This window comes from Pseudomonas sp. B21-048, from assembly GCF_024748615.1.
Classification (GTDB): Bacteria; Pseudomonadota; Gammaproteobacteria; order Pseudomonadales; family Pseudomonadaceae; genus Aquipseudomonas.
Genome location: NZ_CP087168.1, coordinates 5482832 through 5498265, shown reverse-complemented (window position 1 = coordinate 5498265; position 15434 = coordinate 5482832). Strand labels below are relative to the sequence as shown.

The 15434-nt window shown below is 59.5% G+C and carries 16 protein-coding genes; 9 read left to right on the top strand and 7 right to left on the bottom strand.

The window, feature by feature from the left end; all coding sequences use genetic code 11:
• Nucleotides 1-315 precede the first annotated feature (315 nt).
• Complete coding sequence (gene dut, locus LOY56_RS25875; RefSeq protein ID WP_007894692.1) at nt 316-771, bottom strand: dUTP diphosphatase; 456 nt, start codon at nt 769-771, stop codon at nt 316-318.
• A 5-nt stretch (nt 772-776) separates the two neighbouring features.
• Nucleotides 777-1985: a bifunctional phosphopantothenoylcysteine decarboxylase/phosphopantothenate--cysteine ligase CoaBC gene (gene coaBC / locus LOY56_RS25870; protein ID WP_258622899.1), complete on the bottom strand. Its 1209-nt coding sequence runs from the start codon at nt 1983-1985 to the stop codon at nt 777-779.
• A 136-nt stretch (nt 1986-2121) separates the two neighbouring features.
• Between coaBC and radC the strand changes: the two genes are divergently transcribed.
• Entirely contained in the window at nt 2122-2796 is a 675-nt protein-coding gene (gene radC / locus LOY56_RS25865) for a RadC family protein (RefSeq protein ID WP_258618166.1), read from the top strand.
• A gap of 71 nt (nt 2797-2867) precedes the next feature.
• On the opposite strand, the gene LOY56_RS25860 is transcribed toward radC, so the two are convergent.
• Nucleotides 2868-4457 (bottom strand): ABC transporter substrate-binding protein, encoded by a 1590-nt coding sequence (locus LOY56_RS25860; protein WP_258618165.1) that lies wholly within the window; start codon nt 4455-4457, stop codon nt 2868-2870.
• 445 nt (nt 4458-4902) lie between these two features.
• Between LOY56_RS25860 and rpmB the strand changes: the two genes are divergently transcribed.
• Entirely contained in the window at nt 4903-5136 is a 234-nt protein-coding gene (rpmB, locus tag LOY56_RS25855) for a 50S ribosomal protein L28 (protein WP_007894701.1), read from the top strand.
• An 11-nt stretch (nt 5137-5147) separates the two neighbouring features.
• Nucleotides 5148-5303 (top strand): 50S ribosomal protein L33, encoded by a 156-nt coding sequence (gene rpmG / locus LOY56_RS25850; protein WP_007894709.1) that lies wholly within the window; start codon nt 5148-5150, stop codon nt 5301-5303.
• 316 nt (nt 5304-5619) lie between these two features.
• On the opposite strand, the gene LOY56_RS25845 is transcribed toward rpmG, so the two are convergent.
• On the bottom strand, nt 5620-5982 hold the full coding sequence (locus tag LOY56_RS25845) for a cupin domain-containing protein (protein ID WP_258618164.1): 363 nt from the start codon (nt 5980-5982) through the stop codon (nt 5620-5622).
• A gap of 247 nt (nt 5983-6229) precedes the next feature.
• On the opposite strand from LOY56_RS25845, the gene LOY56_RS25840 reads away from it, so the two are divergent.
• Together LOY56_RS25840 and LOY56_RS25835 are read left to right on the top strand one after the other, a co-directional pair.
• Nucleotides 6230-7723 (top strand): aldehyde dehydrogenase, encoded by a 1494-nt coding sequence (locus LOY56_RS25840; protein WP_258618163.1) that lies wholly within the window; start codon nt 6230-6232, stop codon nt 7721-7723.
• Between the two features lie 182 nt (nt 7724-7905).
• Entirely contained in the window at nt 7906-9051 is a 1146-nt protein-coding gene (locus LOY56_RS25835) for an MFS transporter (RefSeq protein WP_258618162.1), read from the top strand.
• Nucleotides 9052-9068: 17 nt separating this feature from the next.
• On the opposite strand, the gene LOY56_RS25830 is transcribed toward LOY56_RS25835, so the two are convergent.
• Both LOY56_RS25830 and LOY56_RS25825 read right to left on the bottom strand, forming a co-directional pair.
• On the bottom strand, nt 9069-10652 hold the full coding sequence (locus tag LOY56_RS25830; protein ID WP_258618161.1) for a phospholipase D family protein: 1584 nt from the start codon (nt 10650-10652) through the stop codon (nt 9069-9071).
• A gap of 58 nt (nt 10653-10710) precedes the next feature.
• A complete protein-coding gene (locus tag LOY56_RS25825) occupies nt 10711-12132 on the bottom strand; it encodes a PLP-dependent aminotransferase family protein (RefSeq protein ID WP_258618160.1) in 1422 nt (473 codons plus the stop codon).
• 178 nt (nt 12133-12310) lie between these two features.
• On the opposite strand from LOY56_RS25825, the gene LOY56_RS25820 reads away from it, so the two are divergent.
• Together LOY56_RS25820 and LOY56_RS25815 are read left to right on the top strand one after the other, a co-directional pair.
• On the top strand, nt 12311-12556 hold the full coding sequence (locus LOY56_RS25820; protein WP_258618159.1) for a DUF1127 domain-containing protein: 246 nt from the start codon (nt 12311-12313) through the stop codon (nt 12554-12556).
• A gap of 198 nt (nt 12557-12754) precedes the next feature.
• Nucleotides 12755-13108, top strand: a complete 354-nt coding sequence (locus tag LOY56_RS25815; protein WP_258618158.1) for a YkgJ family cysteine cluster protein — start codon at nt 12755-12757, stop codon at nt 13106-13108.
• Nucleotides 13109-13146: 38 nt separating this feature from the next.
• Here LOY56_RS25815 and LOY56_RS25810 read toward each other — a convergent pair whose 3' ends face one another.
• The gene (locus LOY56_RS25810; protein WP_003206849.1) at nt 13147-13635 is read right to left on the bottom strand and encodes an Lrp/AsnC ligand binding domain-containing protein; all 489 of its coding nucleotides are present in this window, start codon (nt 13633-13635) and stop codon (nt 13147-13149) included.
• A gap of 156 nt (nt 13636-13791) precedes the next feature.
• Here LOY56_RS25810 and dadA point away from each other — a divergent pair, with 156 nt between their 5' ends.
• Nucleotides 13792-15096 (top strand): D-amino acid dehydrogenase, encoded by a 1305-nt coding sequence (dadA, locus tag LOY56_RS25805; RefSeq protein ID WP_258618157.1) that lies wholly within the window; start codon nt 13792-13794, stop codon nt 15094-15096.
• Nucleotides 15068-15421 (top strand): RidA family protein, encoded by a 354-nt coding sequence (locus tag LOY56_RS25800; RefSeq protein WP_258618156.1) that lies wholly within the window; start codon nt 15068-15070, stop codon nt 15419-15421. Before dadA ends, LOY56_RS25800 begins: the two co-directional genes overlap by 29 nt.
• Nucleotides 15422-15434: the final 13 nt, after the last annotated feature.

Genomic DNA, 15434 nt, shown 5'->3' with positions numbered 1-15434 from the left:
TCATCTGTAGGAATGCTCCATCTTGAAAGTGGCTGGACCTGCCTGCGAAAAACTCGTCGGCAGGCTCAAACTGAAGGGTATGACGGCGTTTTTCACCGAGAGTTCGTGGTGTGAAAAGGCCATGCCATCAGCATCGGCGAGCAATTGTCCGTTCAATGCCTCGATTTTCAGTGGTAAACCTTCCAGATGACGTCTTTGCAATTTGTGGTGAGGGAGCTTGCTCCCGCTTGAGTGCGTAGTACTCAGAGTTTGGGGTCGCTTCGCTGCCCAGCGGGGGGGGCAAGTCCCCTCGCCACAGGGTTGCCATCTTTCGGATCAGTGGCTGCCGGAGTGGCCGAACCCGCCGGTGCCGCGCTGGGTTTCGACGAACTCTTCGACCATTTCAAAATGCGCTTGAACCACCGGTACCAGCACCAATTGGGCCAGGCGTTCGCCTACCACCATGTTGAAATCGGTCTGGCCACGGTTCCAGCACGACACCATCAGCGGGCCCTGGTAATCGGAGTCGATCAAGCCGACCAGGTTACCCAGCACGATGCCATGCTTATGGCCCAGGCCGGAGCGCGGCAGAATCAGCGCGGCCAAACCGGGATCGCCAATGTAGACAGACAGACCAGTCGGAATCAGCAGGGTTTCGCCCGGCTTGATGACGGTGTCTTTTTCCAGCATGGCGCGCAGGTCGAGGCCGGCGGAGCCTGGCGTGGCGTACTGCGGCAGCGGGAATTCGGTACCGATGCGTGGGTCGAGGATCTTGGCTTGCAAAGCGTGCATGTAAATTAAACCTGGTTCAGACGTTCGGCGATAAAAGTGATCAGCTGGCGAGCGATTTTGCTCTTGCTGGTCTGGGCGAAGAGTGTGGCGTGCAGCTCACGGTCAATCACGCTGCAGGCGTTTTCTTCGCTGTTGAAGCCAATACTCGGGTTCGCGACGTCGTTGGCGACGATCAGATCGAGGTTCTTGTCTTTCAACTTGCGGGCAGCGTAATCGAGCAGGTGTTCGGTTTCGGCGGCGAAGCCGACACTGAACGGACGGTCGGGACGGGTGGCGATGGTGGCTAGGATGTCTGGGTTGCGCACCATCTGCAGCAACAAGCCGTCGCCGTTCGTAGGGTCTTTCTTGAGTTTCTGTGGGGCGACGACTTCCGGACGGTAGTCCGCGACCGCTGCCGAGGCGATGAACAGGTCGCAAGGGATCGCCGCTTCACAGGCAGCGAGCATGTCGCGGGCACTCACCACGTCGATGCGCGTGACGCGATCCGGGGTCGGCAGGTGCACGGGGCCTGTGATCAAGGTCACGCGGGCGCCGGCTTCTACCGCGGCTTCGGCCAGGGCAAAGCCCATTTTCCCGGAGCTGTGGTTGGTGATGTAGCGCACCGGGTCGATGTTTTCCTGAGTCGGTCCAGCAGTGATCAGTACGTGTTTGCCGGTCAGCGCCTGGCGCTGGAAGCAGTCTGCCGCGCACTGGGCGAGGTCGGTGGCTTCGAGCATGCGACCCATGCCGACGTCGCCGCAGGCCTGGCTGCCGGAGGCTGGGCCGAAGACTTTGAGGTCGCGGTTTTCGAGGGTTTGCAGGTTGGCCTGGGTCGCCGGGTCGCGCCACATGGCCTGGTTCATCGCCGGGGCCACCGCGACCACGGCGTCGGTGGCCAGCACCAGCGTGGTCAACAGGTCGTCGGCAATGCCTTGGGCCAGTCGGGCGATCAGGTCCGCGGTGGCGGGAGCGATCAGTACCAGATCGGCCCATTTGGCCAGCTCGATGTGGCCCATCGCGGCTTCGGCCGCCGGGTCCAGCAGGTCGAGGTGAACCGGATGCCCGGACAAGGCCTGCATGGTCAGCGGAGTAATGAATTCGCTGCCGCCACGGGTCATGACCACGCGCACTTCGGCACCCTGGTCGATCAGGCGACGAACCAGCTCGGCGCTTTTGTAGGCAGCGATGCCGCCGCCGACGCCCAGAACGATGCGTTTCCGATACAGCCGCTGCATAGGTCTGCCTTTCATTTCGTGGATGACTGCTTGGCGATACCCCCTCCCCAGGGATGAATTCGCCAGCAAAAAAGATGGGCTACGATATCACAGCGACCGCTACGGAACAGCGGCGCCCACATTCCAGGGAGGTGCTATGAGTATTCGCGATTGGCCGGCGGCCGAGCGGCCACGGGAGAGGTTGCTTGAGTTGGGCTCGGGGAGTCTTTCGGATGCCGAACTGCTGGCGATTTTTTTAAGGACCGGCGTGTCGGGTAAAAGCGCAGTTGATCTGGCGCGACACCTGTTGAGTCAGTTTGGCAGCCTGCGCTCACTGCTCGAAGCCGATCAGGCAGCATTCAGCAGGCAGTTGGGGCTCGGGCCGGCGAAATTCGCTCAGTTGCAAGCGGTCCAGGAAATGAGCCGGCGGCATTTGGCCGAACGTGCGCGCCAAAAATCGGCGCTGGAAAATCCGCAGGCGGTTCGTGATTACCTGAAGTCAATGTTGCGCCATGAGCCTCACGAGGTGTTCGGGTGTCTGTTTTTGGATTCCAAGCATCAAGTTTTGGCGTTTGAGGCACTGTTTCGCGGCTCTATCGACAACACGAGCGTCCATCCCAGGCAGGTAGTCAAGCGCGCCCTGGCCCATAACGCCGCAGCGCTGATTTTGTGCCACAACCATCCGTCGGGTAACACCGACCCCAGTCAGGCCGACCGGATGCTGACCAAGCGCCTGCAAGAGGCGCTGGACCTGATTGATGTGCGGGTACTCGACCATTTCATCGTGGGTGACGGCGATCCGCTGTCCATGGCCGAGTATGGGTGGATGTAGGAGAAGCAGCGGCAAGTTTCAAGCTGCAAGCTAGAGCAGTGCTCGGACTGCTTGAGCTTGCCGCTTGTGGCTTATGGCTTGAACCTGACCTTGGAATAATCCTGCCGCCCGAACGGGCTGACCGAGTAACCCTCGACGTCTTTGCGTGTCAGCGCAAAGGCGGTCGGGTGAGCCAGCGGTAACCACAGCGCCTGTTGCTGGATCTGCGCCTGAGCCTGTTCATAGAGCTTGGTGCGCACGCCTTGCTCGCCGGTGGTCTTGCCGGCGCTGATCAGCTTGTCCAGATCCTGATTGCAGTAGCGGGCGAAGTTGGTGCCGGATTTGAGCCCCGCGCAGGAAAACTGCGGCGTGAGGAAGTTGTCCGGGTCACCGCTGTCGCCGGCCCAGCCCATGAACAGCAGGTCGTGCTCGCCGGCCTTGGCGCGGCGAATCAGTTCGCCCCATTCGATCACGCGAATCTCGGCCTGAATGCCGATTTCCGCGAGGTCGGACTGAAGCAATTGTGCACCGAGGCTTGGATTGGGGTTCAGCAGGCTACCGGAAGGGCGGGTCCAGATGGTGGTCTGGAAACCATTCTTGAGCCCGGCCTTGGCCATCAATGCACGGGCCTTTTCAACGTCATGCGGGTAGCCCGGCAAGCCTTTGGCATAGCTCCAGGTGTTGGGCGGGTACGGACCGTTGGCGGGTTCGGCGGTGTCTTCGAACACGGCTTTGATGTAGTTGGTCTTGTCGAACGCGAGATTGATCGCCTGGCGCACTTCAGGTTTGTCCAGCGGCGGATGCTGGCTGTTGATGCCGACGAACGCGGTCATGAATGCGTCAGTCTTTTCCACCTTCAGGGTCGGTTCCTGTTTTGCAGCCTGTACGTCCAACGGTTTGGGCGACAGGGCGATCTGGCACTCGTTGCGGCGCAATTTCTGCAAGCGCACATTGGCGTCCGGGGTGATGGCGAAGATCAGCGGGTCAACCGATGGCTTGCCGCGGAAGTAATCCGGGTTGGCCTTGTAGCGAATCGAGGCGTCTTTCTGGAAGCGCGTGAAGATGAACGGGCCACTGCCGATCGGCTGGCTGTTGAGCTTTTCCGGAGTGCCAGACTTCATGAGTTGGTCGGCGTATTCGGCCGAATAGATCGAGGCAAAACCCATGCTCAGGGTGGGCAGGAACGTCGAGTCCGGGTGGTCGAGGGTGAAGCGAATGGTAAGCGGGTCCAGTGCGTCGATCTTCTTGATCAGCGCCGGTAACTGCATCGACTGGGCGTGCGGAAAGCCACTCTGGGCGACTTTGTGCCACGGGTTCGCCGGGTCGAGCATGCGGTCGAAGCTGAACTTCACGTCTTCGGCGGTCAGGTCACGCGTCGGAGTGAAGTATTCGGTGCGGTGAAATTTTACCTGCGGGTGCAGTTTGAAAACATAGATCAGGCCGTCGGGCGTGACTTCCCAACTGTCCGCAAGGCTGGGGACCACTTTGCCGCTGTCCGTGTCGAAATCCACCAGGCTGTTCATCAGCACGTCGGCTGAGGCGTTGGTGGTAGTCAGCGAGTTGTATTGCACCACATCGAACCCTTCCGGACTGGCCTCGGTGCAGACGCTCAGGGCGGCGGCATGGGCCAAAGGGCTCAGTAGAAGCGGGGCGAGCAGCAGCGGTAGGGCAGCGAGGCGCATGGTCGGATTCCTTTACAGATCGAAGGCCCATCTGCAAGTGCAGTCTGGAAAAGGCTTACCCTAGTGGGCTCTTTTGCAAATGACTATCCCCTTTTTCATTTTAGGGGGAGTATGGCGATAGTTTTCGGTGAGTGGCGGTTGAGGAAAACCCTGAATGGGCCCGTTGGCCGATTCTCTGCGACGAGCGGTCGTTCTCGGTGACAGCCTTTGTCCAAGGCGCCCGGCGCCCGGAAACCCGGGTTTTTATCAACTCAATCCACACCGGTTGTTGTTGCTCTCTAGTCTTTCTGGTATAAAGCAGCGCTCTTTTCTAGGGGCCCGGTTCCTTCACTGTAGGTGTAGCCGGTAAGACCTCTAAAGAAACGCGGCGCCTGGCGCCAAATGACTGAGAGATTAAGCGGCCAACCCATGCCGGGTTGGGCATGTGGTTTTAGAGGGCTGAGGCATGTCGAGAGTCTGTCAAGTTACCGGTAAGGGTCCGGTGACTGGGAATAACATTTCCCACGCAAACAACAAAACCCGTCGTCGTTTCCTGCCGAACCTGCAGCATCACCGCTTCTGGGTTGAAGAAGAGAAACGTTTCGTGCGTCTGCGCGTATCTGCCAAAGGCATGCGTATCATCGACAAGCGTGGCATCACTGTCGTGCTGGCCGAAATCCGCAAAGCCGGCAAGATCTAAGGGAGCTAATCATGCGTGAATTGATTCGTTTGATTTCGAGCGCCGGTACTGGTCACTTCTACACTACCGACAAGAACAAGCGCACTACTCCGGACAAAATCGAGATCAAGAAATTTGATCCGGTTGTTCGTAAGCACGTGATCTACAAAGAAGGCAAAATCAAGTAATTGATTTTTCCCTCTTACGAAAAAGGCCCATATCGCGAGATACGGGCCTTTTTTGTTGTCATTGTTTCGTCCTGAAAAGGCGAGACCCTGTTCAGCCGCAATACATATCGGTGATAAACAGGTCGAAATCCGTGAGGATTTGCAGGCGGTTGTATTCAACATCTCGCGCCACTCGATTGACCACAACACTGATCGCGTTCGCCTCAACGCGTGCTTGCTCCTTGATTACCCGTGTCAGGCGTTGGCCAATGAGATGCTTTGCATACCGTATATGACCGAAAGCGCTACAGGGTGCGGTATCTATATATCGCGCGTGTCAGGCCTTCTGTTCAAACACCACGTAGATCTTGCGACAAGGCTCCAATACCTCCCAGGTACCCTTGAATCCGGCCGGGATCACGAAGCGATCGCCCACGCGCAAAGTCTTGGCGTTGCCATCGTTGTCGCGCAGTACTGAAACCCCCTGAACGATTTCGCAGTATTCGTGCTCGGTATAGTTCACTAGCCACTGGCCGACTTGGCCTTCCCAGACACCTGTACTCATCTGGCCGCACGGGCTGTTGTAGTGGTTGTACACCGCTTGCTCTGGGGCGCCCTTGAGGACTTTTGCCGGGTCTGGCCGATAGCGATCAGGTAGGGTGTTGGCCTGGCTGAAATCAACGATGTCTTGGATGTTCATTCTTATCATTCCCCGTGATTGCGGCGCGAGTGGCTGGACAGATGCTGGAAAGCCTAAAGTCTATGTTTATTAAAATGAACACTTCAAGACCGTTTTCCGACCTTATGTCAAATATATTGAAACAAGTAGGGCCGCTGGTTTAGGGTGACGGTTGTCTAGGCCGAAAGGTAGGCTGGCCGGGCAGCATTCCTGACAGCGCCCGCATAGAACGCGGGGCACTCGTATTCAATAAGAGGAGGACACTCGTATGACCACCCTGACTCGTGCCGACTGGGAACAACGGGCTCGCGATCTGAAGATCGAAGGCCGCGCCTACATCAATGGCGAATACACCGATGCCGTCTCTGGCGATACCTTCGAGTGCATCAGCCCGGTCGATGGCCGTCTGCTGGGCAAGATTGCCAGCTGTGACGCCGCCGACGCCCAGCGTGCCGTGGACAACGCCCGCGCCACTTTCAATTCCGGCGCCTGGTCGCGCCTGGCGCCGACCAAACGCAAAGCCACCATGATTCGTTTCGCCGGCCTGCTGAAACAGCACGCCGAAGAGCTGGCCCTGCTCGAAACCCTGGACATGGGCAAGCCGATCAGCGATTCCCTGTACATCGACGTTCCCGGCGCGGCGCAAGCCCTGAGCTGGAGCGGTGAAGCTATCGACAAGATCTACGACGAAGTCGCCGCCACTGCGCACGATCAGCTGGGTCTGGTGACTCGCGAGCCGGTCGGGGTGGTTGGTGCGATCGTGCCGTGGAACTTCCCGTTGATGATGGCCTGCTGGAAACTCGGCCCGGCGCTGTCCACCGGTAACTCGGTGATCCTCAAGCCTTCCGAAAAATCGCCGCTGACCGCGATCCGCATTGCGGCGCTGGCGGTTGAAGCCGGTATTCCGAAAGGCGTGCTGAACGTGCTGCCGGGCTACGGTCACACCGTCGGCAAGGCCTTGGCCTTGCATAACGACGTCGACACCCTGGTGTTCACCGGTTCGACCAAGATCGCCAAGCAACTGCTGATCTACTCCGGCGAATCGAACATGAAGCGCGTCTGGCTCGAAGCTGGCGGCAAGAGCCCGAACATCGTGTTCGCTGATGCGCCGGACCTGCAAGCCGCCGCCGAAGCCGCTGCCGGTGCCATCGCCTTCAACCAGGGCGAAGTCTGCACCGCTGGCTCGCGCCTGCTGGTCGAGCGTTCGATCAAGGACAAATTCCTGCCGCTGGTGATCGAGGCCCTGAAAACCTGGAAGCCGGGCAACCCGCTGGACCCGGCAACCAATGTCGGTGCGCTGGTGGATACCCAGCAGATGAACACTGTGTTGTCCTACATCGAATCCGGTCACACCGACGGCGCCAAACTGGTGGCCGGCGGCAAGCGCATTCTTCAGGAAACCGGTGGCACCTACGTCGAGCCGACGATTTTCGATGGCGTGAGCAACGCGATGAAAATTGCTCAGGAAGAAATCTTCGGCCCGGTGTTGTCGGTGATCACCTTCGACAGCGCTGAAGAAGCCATCCAGATCGCCAACGACACGCCATACGGTCTGGCCGCTGCAGTCTGGACCGCCGACATCTCCAAGGCTCACCTGACCGCCAAGGCTTTGCGTGCCGGTAGCGTATGGGTCAATCAGTACGACGGCGGCGACATGACCGCACCGTTCGGTGGCTTCAAACAATCCGGCAATGGTCGTGACAAATCGCTGCACGCGTTCGACAAATACACCGAGCTGAAGGCGACCTGGATCAAGTTGTAATGTGTAGCGGGCCTCGGTTCATATCGAGGCCCGACGCAACATAGATCCCTTGTGGGAGCGAGCTTGCTCGCGATAGCGGTATGACAGTCGACGTCAATGTTGAATGTTGCTCCGTCATCGCGAGCAGGCTCGCTCCCACATTGCTTTGCGCTGCACATAAAATATCCACAGGAGTGTGGAATATGCGTTGGGCGACTTATTTCGCCGTTTTGGCGTCTGTCTTGAGTGTCGGCCTGGCCCTGGGGGTCAGCATGCCGTTGGTATCGCTGCGTCTGGAAGGCTGGGGTTACGGCTCGTTCGCGATCGGCGTGATGGCGGCGATGCCGGCCATTGGTGTGCTGCTGGGGGCGAAAATCTCCAGCCACCTCGCGGCCCGTCTTGGCACGGCCAATTTGATGCGCCTGTGCCTGTGGGCCGGTGCGGTATCCATCGGTTTGCTGGCAGTGTGGCCGAGCTATCCGGTCTGGCTGGCGCTGCGGTTGATGATCGGAGTGATCCTGACCCTCGTCTTCATCCTCGGTGAAAGCTGGATCAACCAACTGGTGGTCGAGCAATGGCGCGGTCGGCTGGTGGCACTGTATGGCAGCAGTTACGCGTTGAGTCAGCTGGCCGGGCCGTTACTGTTGGGTGCGTTGGGCACCGAGCACGATTACGGCTTCTGGGTCGGTGTCGGCTTGCTGATGACGTCTCCGTTGCTGCTGCTGGGGCGCGGCGGCGCACCTACCAGCGAAGCCTGCAGCGTCACCCTCGGTGACTTGTTGACCTTCTGCCGCGGCTTGCCGGCGATTGCCTGGGCGGTATCGCTGTTCGCGGCGTTCGAAGCGATGATCCTGACCTTGCTGCCGGTCTACTGTCTGCGTCAGGGCTTCACGACGGAAATCGCCTTGGCGATGGTCAGCACGGTGGTGGTGGGTGATGCTTTGCTGCAGTTGCCGATTGGCGCGCTGGCCGATCGCTTGTCGCGGCGTACGTTATTCACCGGCTGTGCGATGCTCTTGTTGCTGTCGAGCCTGGCGATTCCGTTGCTGATCGATACGCTGCTGATTTGGCCGCTGTGGGTGCTGTTTGGCGCCAGTGCCGGCGGATTGTTCACCTTGTCGCTGATCCTGATCGGAGAGCGTTATCGCGACGATGCCCTGGTGCGCGCTAATGCCCACATCGCGCAGCTCTGGGGCATTGGTTGCCTGATCGGGCCATTGGCGGCGGGTGCCGGCAGCCAATGGATCAGCGGGCATGCCTTGCCGTTGCTGATGGCGGCGGGCGCGCTGGGGTTGGTGATTCTAGTGTCGCGGCAAGGGGCGTTTGGCACCATTGCCGAACCGGCCTGAATGCCACAGGGCCGTGTTTACAGCATCTTCTCCAGGCCGACCACGCTGCCGAGCCATGAATTGAAACGCCGCCACCATCCCCCCGGTTCTTTGGTCAATGTGTGCGGCTTGCCGTCATCTTCGGTGACCCAGACGAGCTGACCCTTTTCCAGCCGTGCCTGATAGCTGAGGGGCGGTGCCATACCCTCCAGTGCCAGTTCGCGCACCCGTCCGGCGAGCTGCGGATTGTCTACCAGCACCCCGACTTCGGTGTTCCACAGGACCGAGCGCGGGTCGAAATTGAACGAGCCGATGAAGGCTTTCTGTTGGTCGAAAATCATCGCCTTGCTGTGCAGGCTGGAGTCGGAGCTGCGGTAACTGCTCCCGCTGTGAAACAGGCTCGGTCCGCTGCCGCTGCCGCTGCCGCCGTTATCGCCGGGCTGGCGGCGTAATTCGAACAGCTGCACACTATGCTCCAGCAAGGCTTTGCGATAAGGCGCATAACCACCGTGTGTGACCGGAACATCGGTGGCTTCCAGTGAATTGGTCAGCAACCTGACTGACACGCCGGCATCGGCGCGACCGGTCAGGTACACCAGCCCCGGTTGACCGGGCACAATGTAGGCCGAGACCATAATCAGCTCTTTGTTGACCCCATTGAGCTCGGGTGCCAACTGGGTGGTCAGCTGCAAGTGCGGAGCCGGCTCGCCCTTGGACAGCACCTTGCTCGGTGCGTCCCATAGCGCCTGGTTCCAGGCCCAGATCAGCTCTCGACGCCAGACATCCAGGCGCGGGTGAGTGGTGTAGGCCATCAATTGTTGATAGAGCGCATGATTCTGTTTGCGCGTTTCTTCGAGGGACTCATTCAGTCGGATTCGGGTATTTTTCAGATCCCTGGCTGTCGACCTGATCGAGAGAAACTGCTCGATCGGCTTGCTCAGAGCGCTGTTCCAGTACTGGTCGAAGCTATGCCCCAGCTGCTCTGCAACCGGGCCGACACTGAGCATATCAATGTCGGTGAAATTCATTTTTGGCTCGGCATCGAAATACTCATCCCCCAGGTTGCGCCCGCCAACGATCGCCGCGCTGTTGTCCGCCACCCACAGTTTGTTGTGCATGCGCCGGTGTTGCAGCGACAGGTTGAAGAATCGGCCCATGGTTCGCGTAACGACGGTGCTGCGGCCCAGGTGCAGCGGGTTGAACACGCGGATCTGAATCTTCGGGTGGGCGGCGAGGGTCGCGATGATCCGGTCCAGGCCATCGCTGGTGGTGTCGTCGAGCAGAATCCGCACCCGCACGCCGCGGTCGGCGGCATTGAGCAGTTCGCCCACCAGTATTCGTGTGCTGATGCCGTCGTGGACGATGTAGTACTGCAGATCCAGGCTGCTTTGGGCGTTGCGAATCAGCTCGGCGCGGGCGGTGAAGGCCTCGGCGCTGTCGGAGAGCAAGCGAAAGCCCGATTGGCCCTGATGGGGGGCGGCCTGGGCCTGGATGGAGCGGCCGAACGCCGAGTCTGCTGCCGGTAGGGCCTGACTCGGTTCGCGAGGAACGTCGAGCGTCGCACAGCCACCCAGGAACGAGGCGAGCAACAGAAGAGCAAGCAGGGGCTGTCTGATTCTCACGGAGCATGTTCCGTTGGCGGCCTTGTTAGTTATATGGACGCCGGATCCCGAAGAAAGGTCAGTCGGTTTCTGCCAGCAGTTTGATGGCTGCCGTGCCAACCTTGCGCACTGCTTCTTCAATCTGCGGTGTGGGTTTGGCCGCGTAGTTCATTCGCAGGCAATTGCGGTATTTACCCGAAGCGGAAAAGATACTGCCGACGGCGATCTGAACGCCTTGGTCATGCAGCGCCCGATTGAGTTTCAGCGTGTCAAAGCCCTCCGGCAGTTCGACCCATAGCATGAAGCTGCCCTGCGGACGGCTGGCCCGGGTGCCAGCGGGAAAATAGCGGGTTACCCAGTCGATCATTACGTCACGATTGCGTTGGTATTGCGTACGCATCCGCCGCAAATGCGGTTCGAAGTGCCCGGCCTTGAGAAAATCGGCAATCGCCATTTGCGGCTGCGTCGCGGTGGAGCCGGTGCTGATGTACTTCATATGCAGCACCCGTTCCAGATAACGGCCCGGTGCGACCCAGCCAATGCGCAGGCCTGGTGCCAAAGTCTTGGAAAAAGAACTGCAGAGCAGGACGCGGCCGTCTTCGTCGAATGATTTGATCGTGCGCGGGCGCGGGTAGGTGTAGGCCAGTTCGCCATACACATCGTCCTCGATAATCGCCACGTCGAAACGCTGTGCGAGTGTCAACAACGCACGTTTTCGCGCCTCCGGCATGATGTAGCCCAGCGGGTTGTTGCAGTTGGGGGTCAACTGTATGGCTTTGATCGGCCATTGCTCCAACGCCAGCTCCAAAGCCTCGAGGCTGATGCCGGTGAGCGGGTCGGTGGGGATTTCCAGGGCTTTCATGCCCAAGCCCTTGAGCGTTTGCATGGCACCGTGAAAGCTCGGCGAATCGACGGCGACGATATCCCCCGGCTCGCAGATGGCGCGGATGCTGGCGGACAATGCTTCATGGCAACCGGTGGTGATCACCAGATCGTTGGCGCTCAACTGGCAGCCGGAATCGAGCAGCAGGCGAGCGATCTGTTCGCGCAACTCGAGGGTGCCATAGATGTTGTCGTAATACAGGCCAGGCATGTCTTGCCGCCGGCTGATTCGCGCCAGGTTGCGCAGCAGCGGTTTCATGGTTGGCGTGGTGATGTCCGGCATGCCACGACCCAGTTGCACGACGTCCTTGCGCGGTACGGCGCGGATCAGTTCCAGCACTTGATCCCATTGCGAAATATCCACCGGCCGTTGGGCCGGCCGGCCCACCACGGGTAGCTCCGGCAGTTCACGACTCACCGGTACGAAATAGCCGGACTTGGGTTTTGGCATCGCAAGTCCCACGTCTTCCAGCACTCGATAAGCCTGCTGCACCGTGCTCAGGCTGACGCCGTGTTCGACACTCAGCGCTCGCACCGAAGGCAACCGGTCGCCGGGGCGATAGAAGCCCTGTTCGATACGCGTGCCGAGCAACTCGGCGAGGTTGACGTAAAGGGTCATGGCGCAGTCTCGGTGTGGGTGAGTCGGTTAACCAGTACAGATTTGGCAGAAATATGGGATTCAGAGGCTGAGCTGAAAATCTGTATGGAGTTAATACGCTTTCGTTGAATCTGTAATGATTTTCGCCGTCCGCGCATCATGAAAGCTCTGGCTTCCCAAGTAAACAGGAGCAACGAAAATGAACGGCTTGAGCGATGTGCGGCTGACGTTACACAGTCAGGAACTGGCGGCAGGGCAAGAAACCGGCGCACGCGAGGCGGTCATGCGCAACGCACCGTCCTGCCTGGGTCGCTGGGGTTTGTTCTGGCATCGTCTGCACACGCGCAAGGTCTTACTGCAATTGACCCCGGAGCAACTGAAGGACATCGGTTTGAGTCGGGAGCAGGCGCAGGACGAGGGGCTTCGACCTTTTTGGCGGATCTGATATTGCGGGATTCCGACTTGCCCATCAGGTGCGTGGCGTTCACCCCAGCACCTGGATCATCCTGATGCGTGCGTTTGAAAAAATTGACGGAGCATGAGCCGCCGCTTCGAACACAGGCAACACCGGTCGGTTGGCGCTGTCTGGATCGGGATTTTTGCGTCAGAATCCCGGTCTATTCCGCATTCGGTCACCGCTTCAATGAGCTGCAACAGTCAGAAAATTCGCACGTTGCGTCAGCAAATTCCCACCTTCGAGTGCGTCCCCGGCTGCCATGATTGCTGTGGGCCGGTGACCACCTCGCCCGAAGAAATGTCCCGCCTGCCACGCAAGACCCGGGCTGAGCAGGATGCGGCGATGGATGAACTCAATTGCGTCCATCTAGGGCCCAACGGCTGTACGGTGTATGACGAACGACCGCTGATCTGTCGGCTGTTCGGTACCACCCAGACGTTGCCATGCCCCAACGGGCGGCGGCCGGTGGAGTTGATCCATCCGCGGGTCGAAAAGCAGATTCATGAGTACATGGCCAGCACCCGGCAGGTCCTCGTTTGATCGTTCCCACGCTCTGCGTGGGAATGATCTGTCTAGGCTCAATCCGGAATCGGCAGATTCAAGCTCTCTTTCACTTCTTCCATCACGATATAGCTCTTGGATTCGCGCACATGCGGCAGCTTGAGCAGGATGTCGCCCAGCAGTTTGCGGTACGAGGCCATCTCGGAAATCCGTGCTTTCACCAGGTAGTCGAAGTCCCCTGACACCAAATGGCATTCCAGTACGTGGGGCAGTTTCAGCACCGCGCGTCGGAACTCTTCGAAAGTATCGCCGGATTTGTAGTCGAGGCTGATCTCGACGAATACCAGCAGGCTACCCTTGAGGTGCTGCGGATTCAGGCGGGCGTTGTAGCCCATGATGATCCCTTCGCGCTCCAGTCGCCGTACCCGTTCGGTGCAGGGCGTGGTGGAGAGACCGACCTTTTCCCCCAGTTCGGTGAAGGAAATGCGCCCGTCCGCTTGCAGGATCCGCAGGATATTGCGGTCGATCTTGTCCAGCTCACGTTTGGTCTGAGTGTTGGTCCGCATAGGGGATGCGCCTCCGTGAAAAGGGTTTTTACCGAGAATTGTCGCCAAATATAGGCACTTATATAGTGAAAAGCACTGGCTAATCTTTTTTAAACTGCCCACATCTTCGGTCTGCACAATAAACGTCAGCGGTAAGCCGCGATGAGGGATATGAAAATGCGCGTTCTGGTCTTGGGTAGCGGCGTCATCGGTACCGCCAGTGCCTATTATCTGGCACGGGCCGGCTTTGAAGTGACGGTGGTTGACCGTCAGCCAGCGCCGGCCATGGAAACCAGTTTCGCCAACGCCGGGCAGGTGTCGCCGGGTTATGCCTCGCCGTGGGCCGCGCCGGGCGTGCCGCTCAAGGCCATCAAGTGGCTGTTACAGCGTCACGCGCCATTGGCGATCAAGGCCACCGCCGACATCGACCAATACCTGTGGATGGCGCAGATGCTGCGCAACTGCACCGCCAGCCGTTATGCGGTGAACAAGGAGCGCATGGTGCGCCTGTCCGAGTACAGCCGTGACTGCCTCGACGAATTGCGCGCCGAAACCGGCATTGCCTACGAAGGCCGCAGCCTGGGGACTACCCAGCTGTTCCGCACCCAGGCGCAGCTTGATGGCGCCGCCAAAGACATCGCCGTGCTGAAAGAGTCCGGCGTGCCGTTCGAACTGCTCGACCGCGCCGGCATTGCCCGGGTCGAACCGGCCCTGGCCAGTGTCACCGACATCCTCGCCGGTGCCTTGCGCCTGCCGAACGACCAGACCGGCGATTGCCAGATCTTCACCACCCGCCTGGCTGAAATGGCCACGAAGCTGGGTGTGGAATTCCGTTTCGGCCAGGACATTCAGCGCCTCGACTTCGCCGGTGATCGCATCAACGGCGTGTGGATCGACGGCAAGCTGGAAACCGCCGACCGCTACGTGCTGGCGCTGGGCAGCTACTCGCCGCAATTGCTCAAGCCGTTGGGCATCCGGGCGCCGGTGTATCCGCTCAAGGGTTACTCGCTGACCGTGCCGATCATTAACCCGGCGATGGCCCCGACGTCGACCATTCTCGATGAGACCTACAAGGTCGCGATCACCCGTTTCGACAATCGCATTCGCGTCGGCGGCATGGCGGAAATCGCCGGTTTTGACCTGTCGTTGAACCCTCGTCGGCGCGAAACTCTGGAGATGATCGTCAACGACCTTTATCCTCAGGGCGGCGATCTGCCTCAGGCGAGTTTCTGGACCGGTTTGCGTCCGACCACCCCGGACGGTACCCCGATTGTTGGTGCCACGCCGTTCAAAAACCTGTTTCTGAATACGGGCCACGGTACGCTCGGCTGGACCATGGCCTGTGGTTCCGGTCGTTTGCTGGCTGACCTGATAGCCAGGAGAACGCCACAAATCAGTGCCGAAGGCCTCGATATTTCCCGTTATGGCAACAAACTTAAGGAGTCTGCAAAACATGTCAATCCAGCGCCAGCTCACCAATGAGCGCATGAGCCAGATCGTTGTCCATAACAGCACGGTGTATCTGGCAGGGCAGGTCGGTGACGACATGAACGCCGGGATTGAACAGCAGACCCGTGAAACCCTCGCCAACATCGAGCGTTTGCTGGATCTGGCCGGGACTGACAAGAGCCGTCTGCTGTCGGCGACGATTTACCTGAAAGACATCGATGCGCACTTCGAAGGCATGAACGTGGTGTGGGACCAGTGGCTGCCAAAAGGCGTCGCACCGGCTCGCGCGACGGTCGAATCGAAGCTGTGCGAACCGCAAATCCTGGTCGAGCTGTCGGTTGTTGCCGCGCTGCCATAACGCTCAGCCAGAA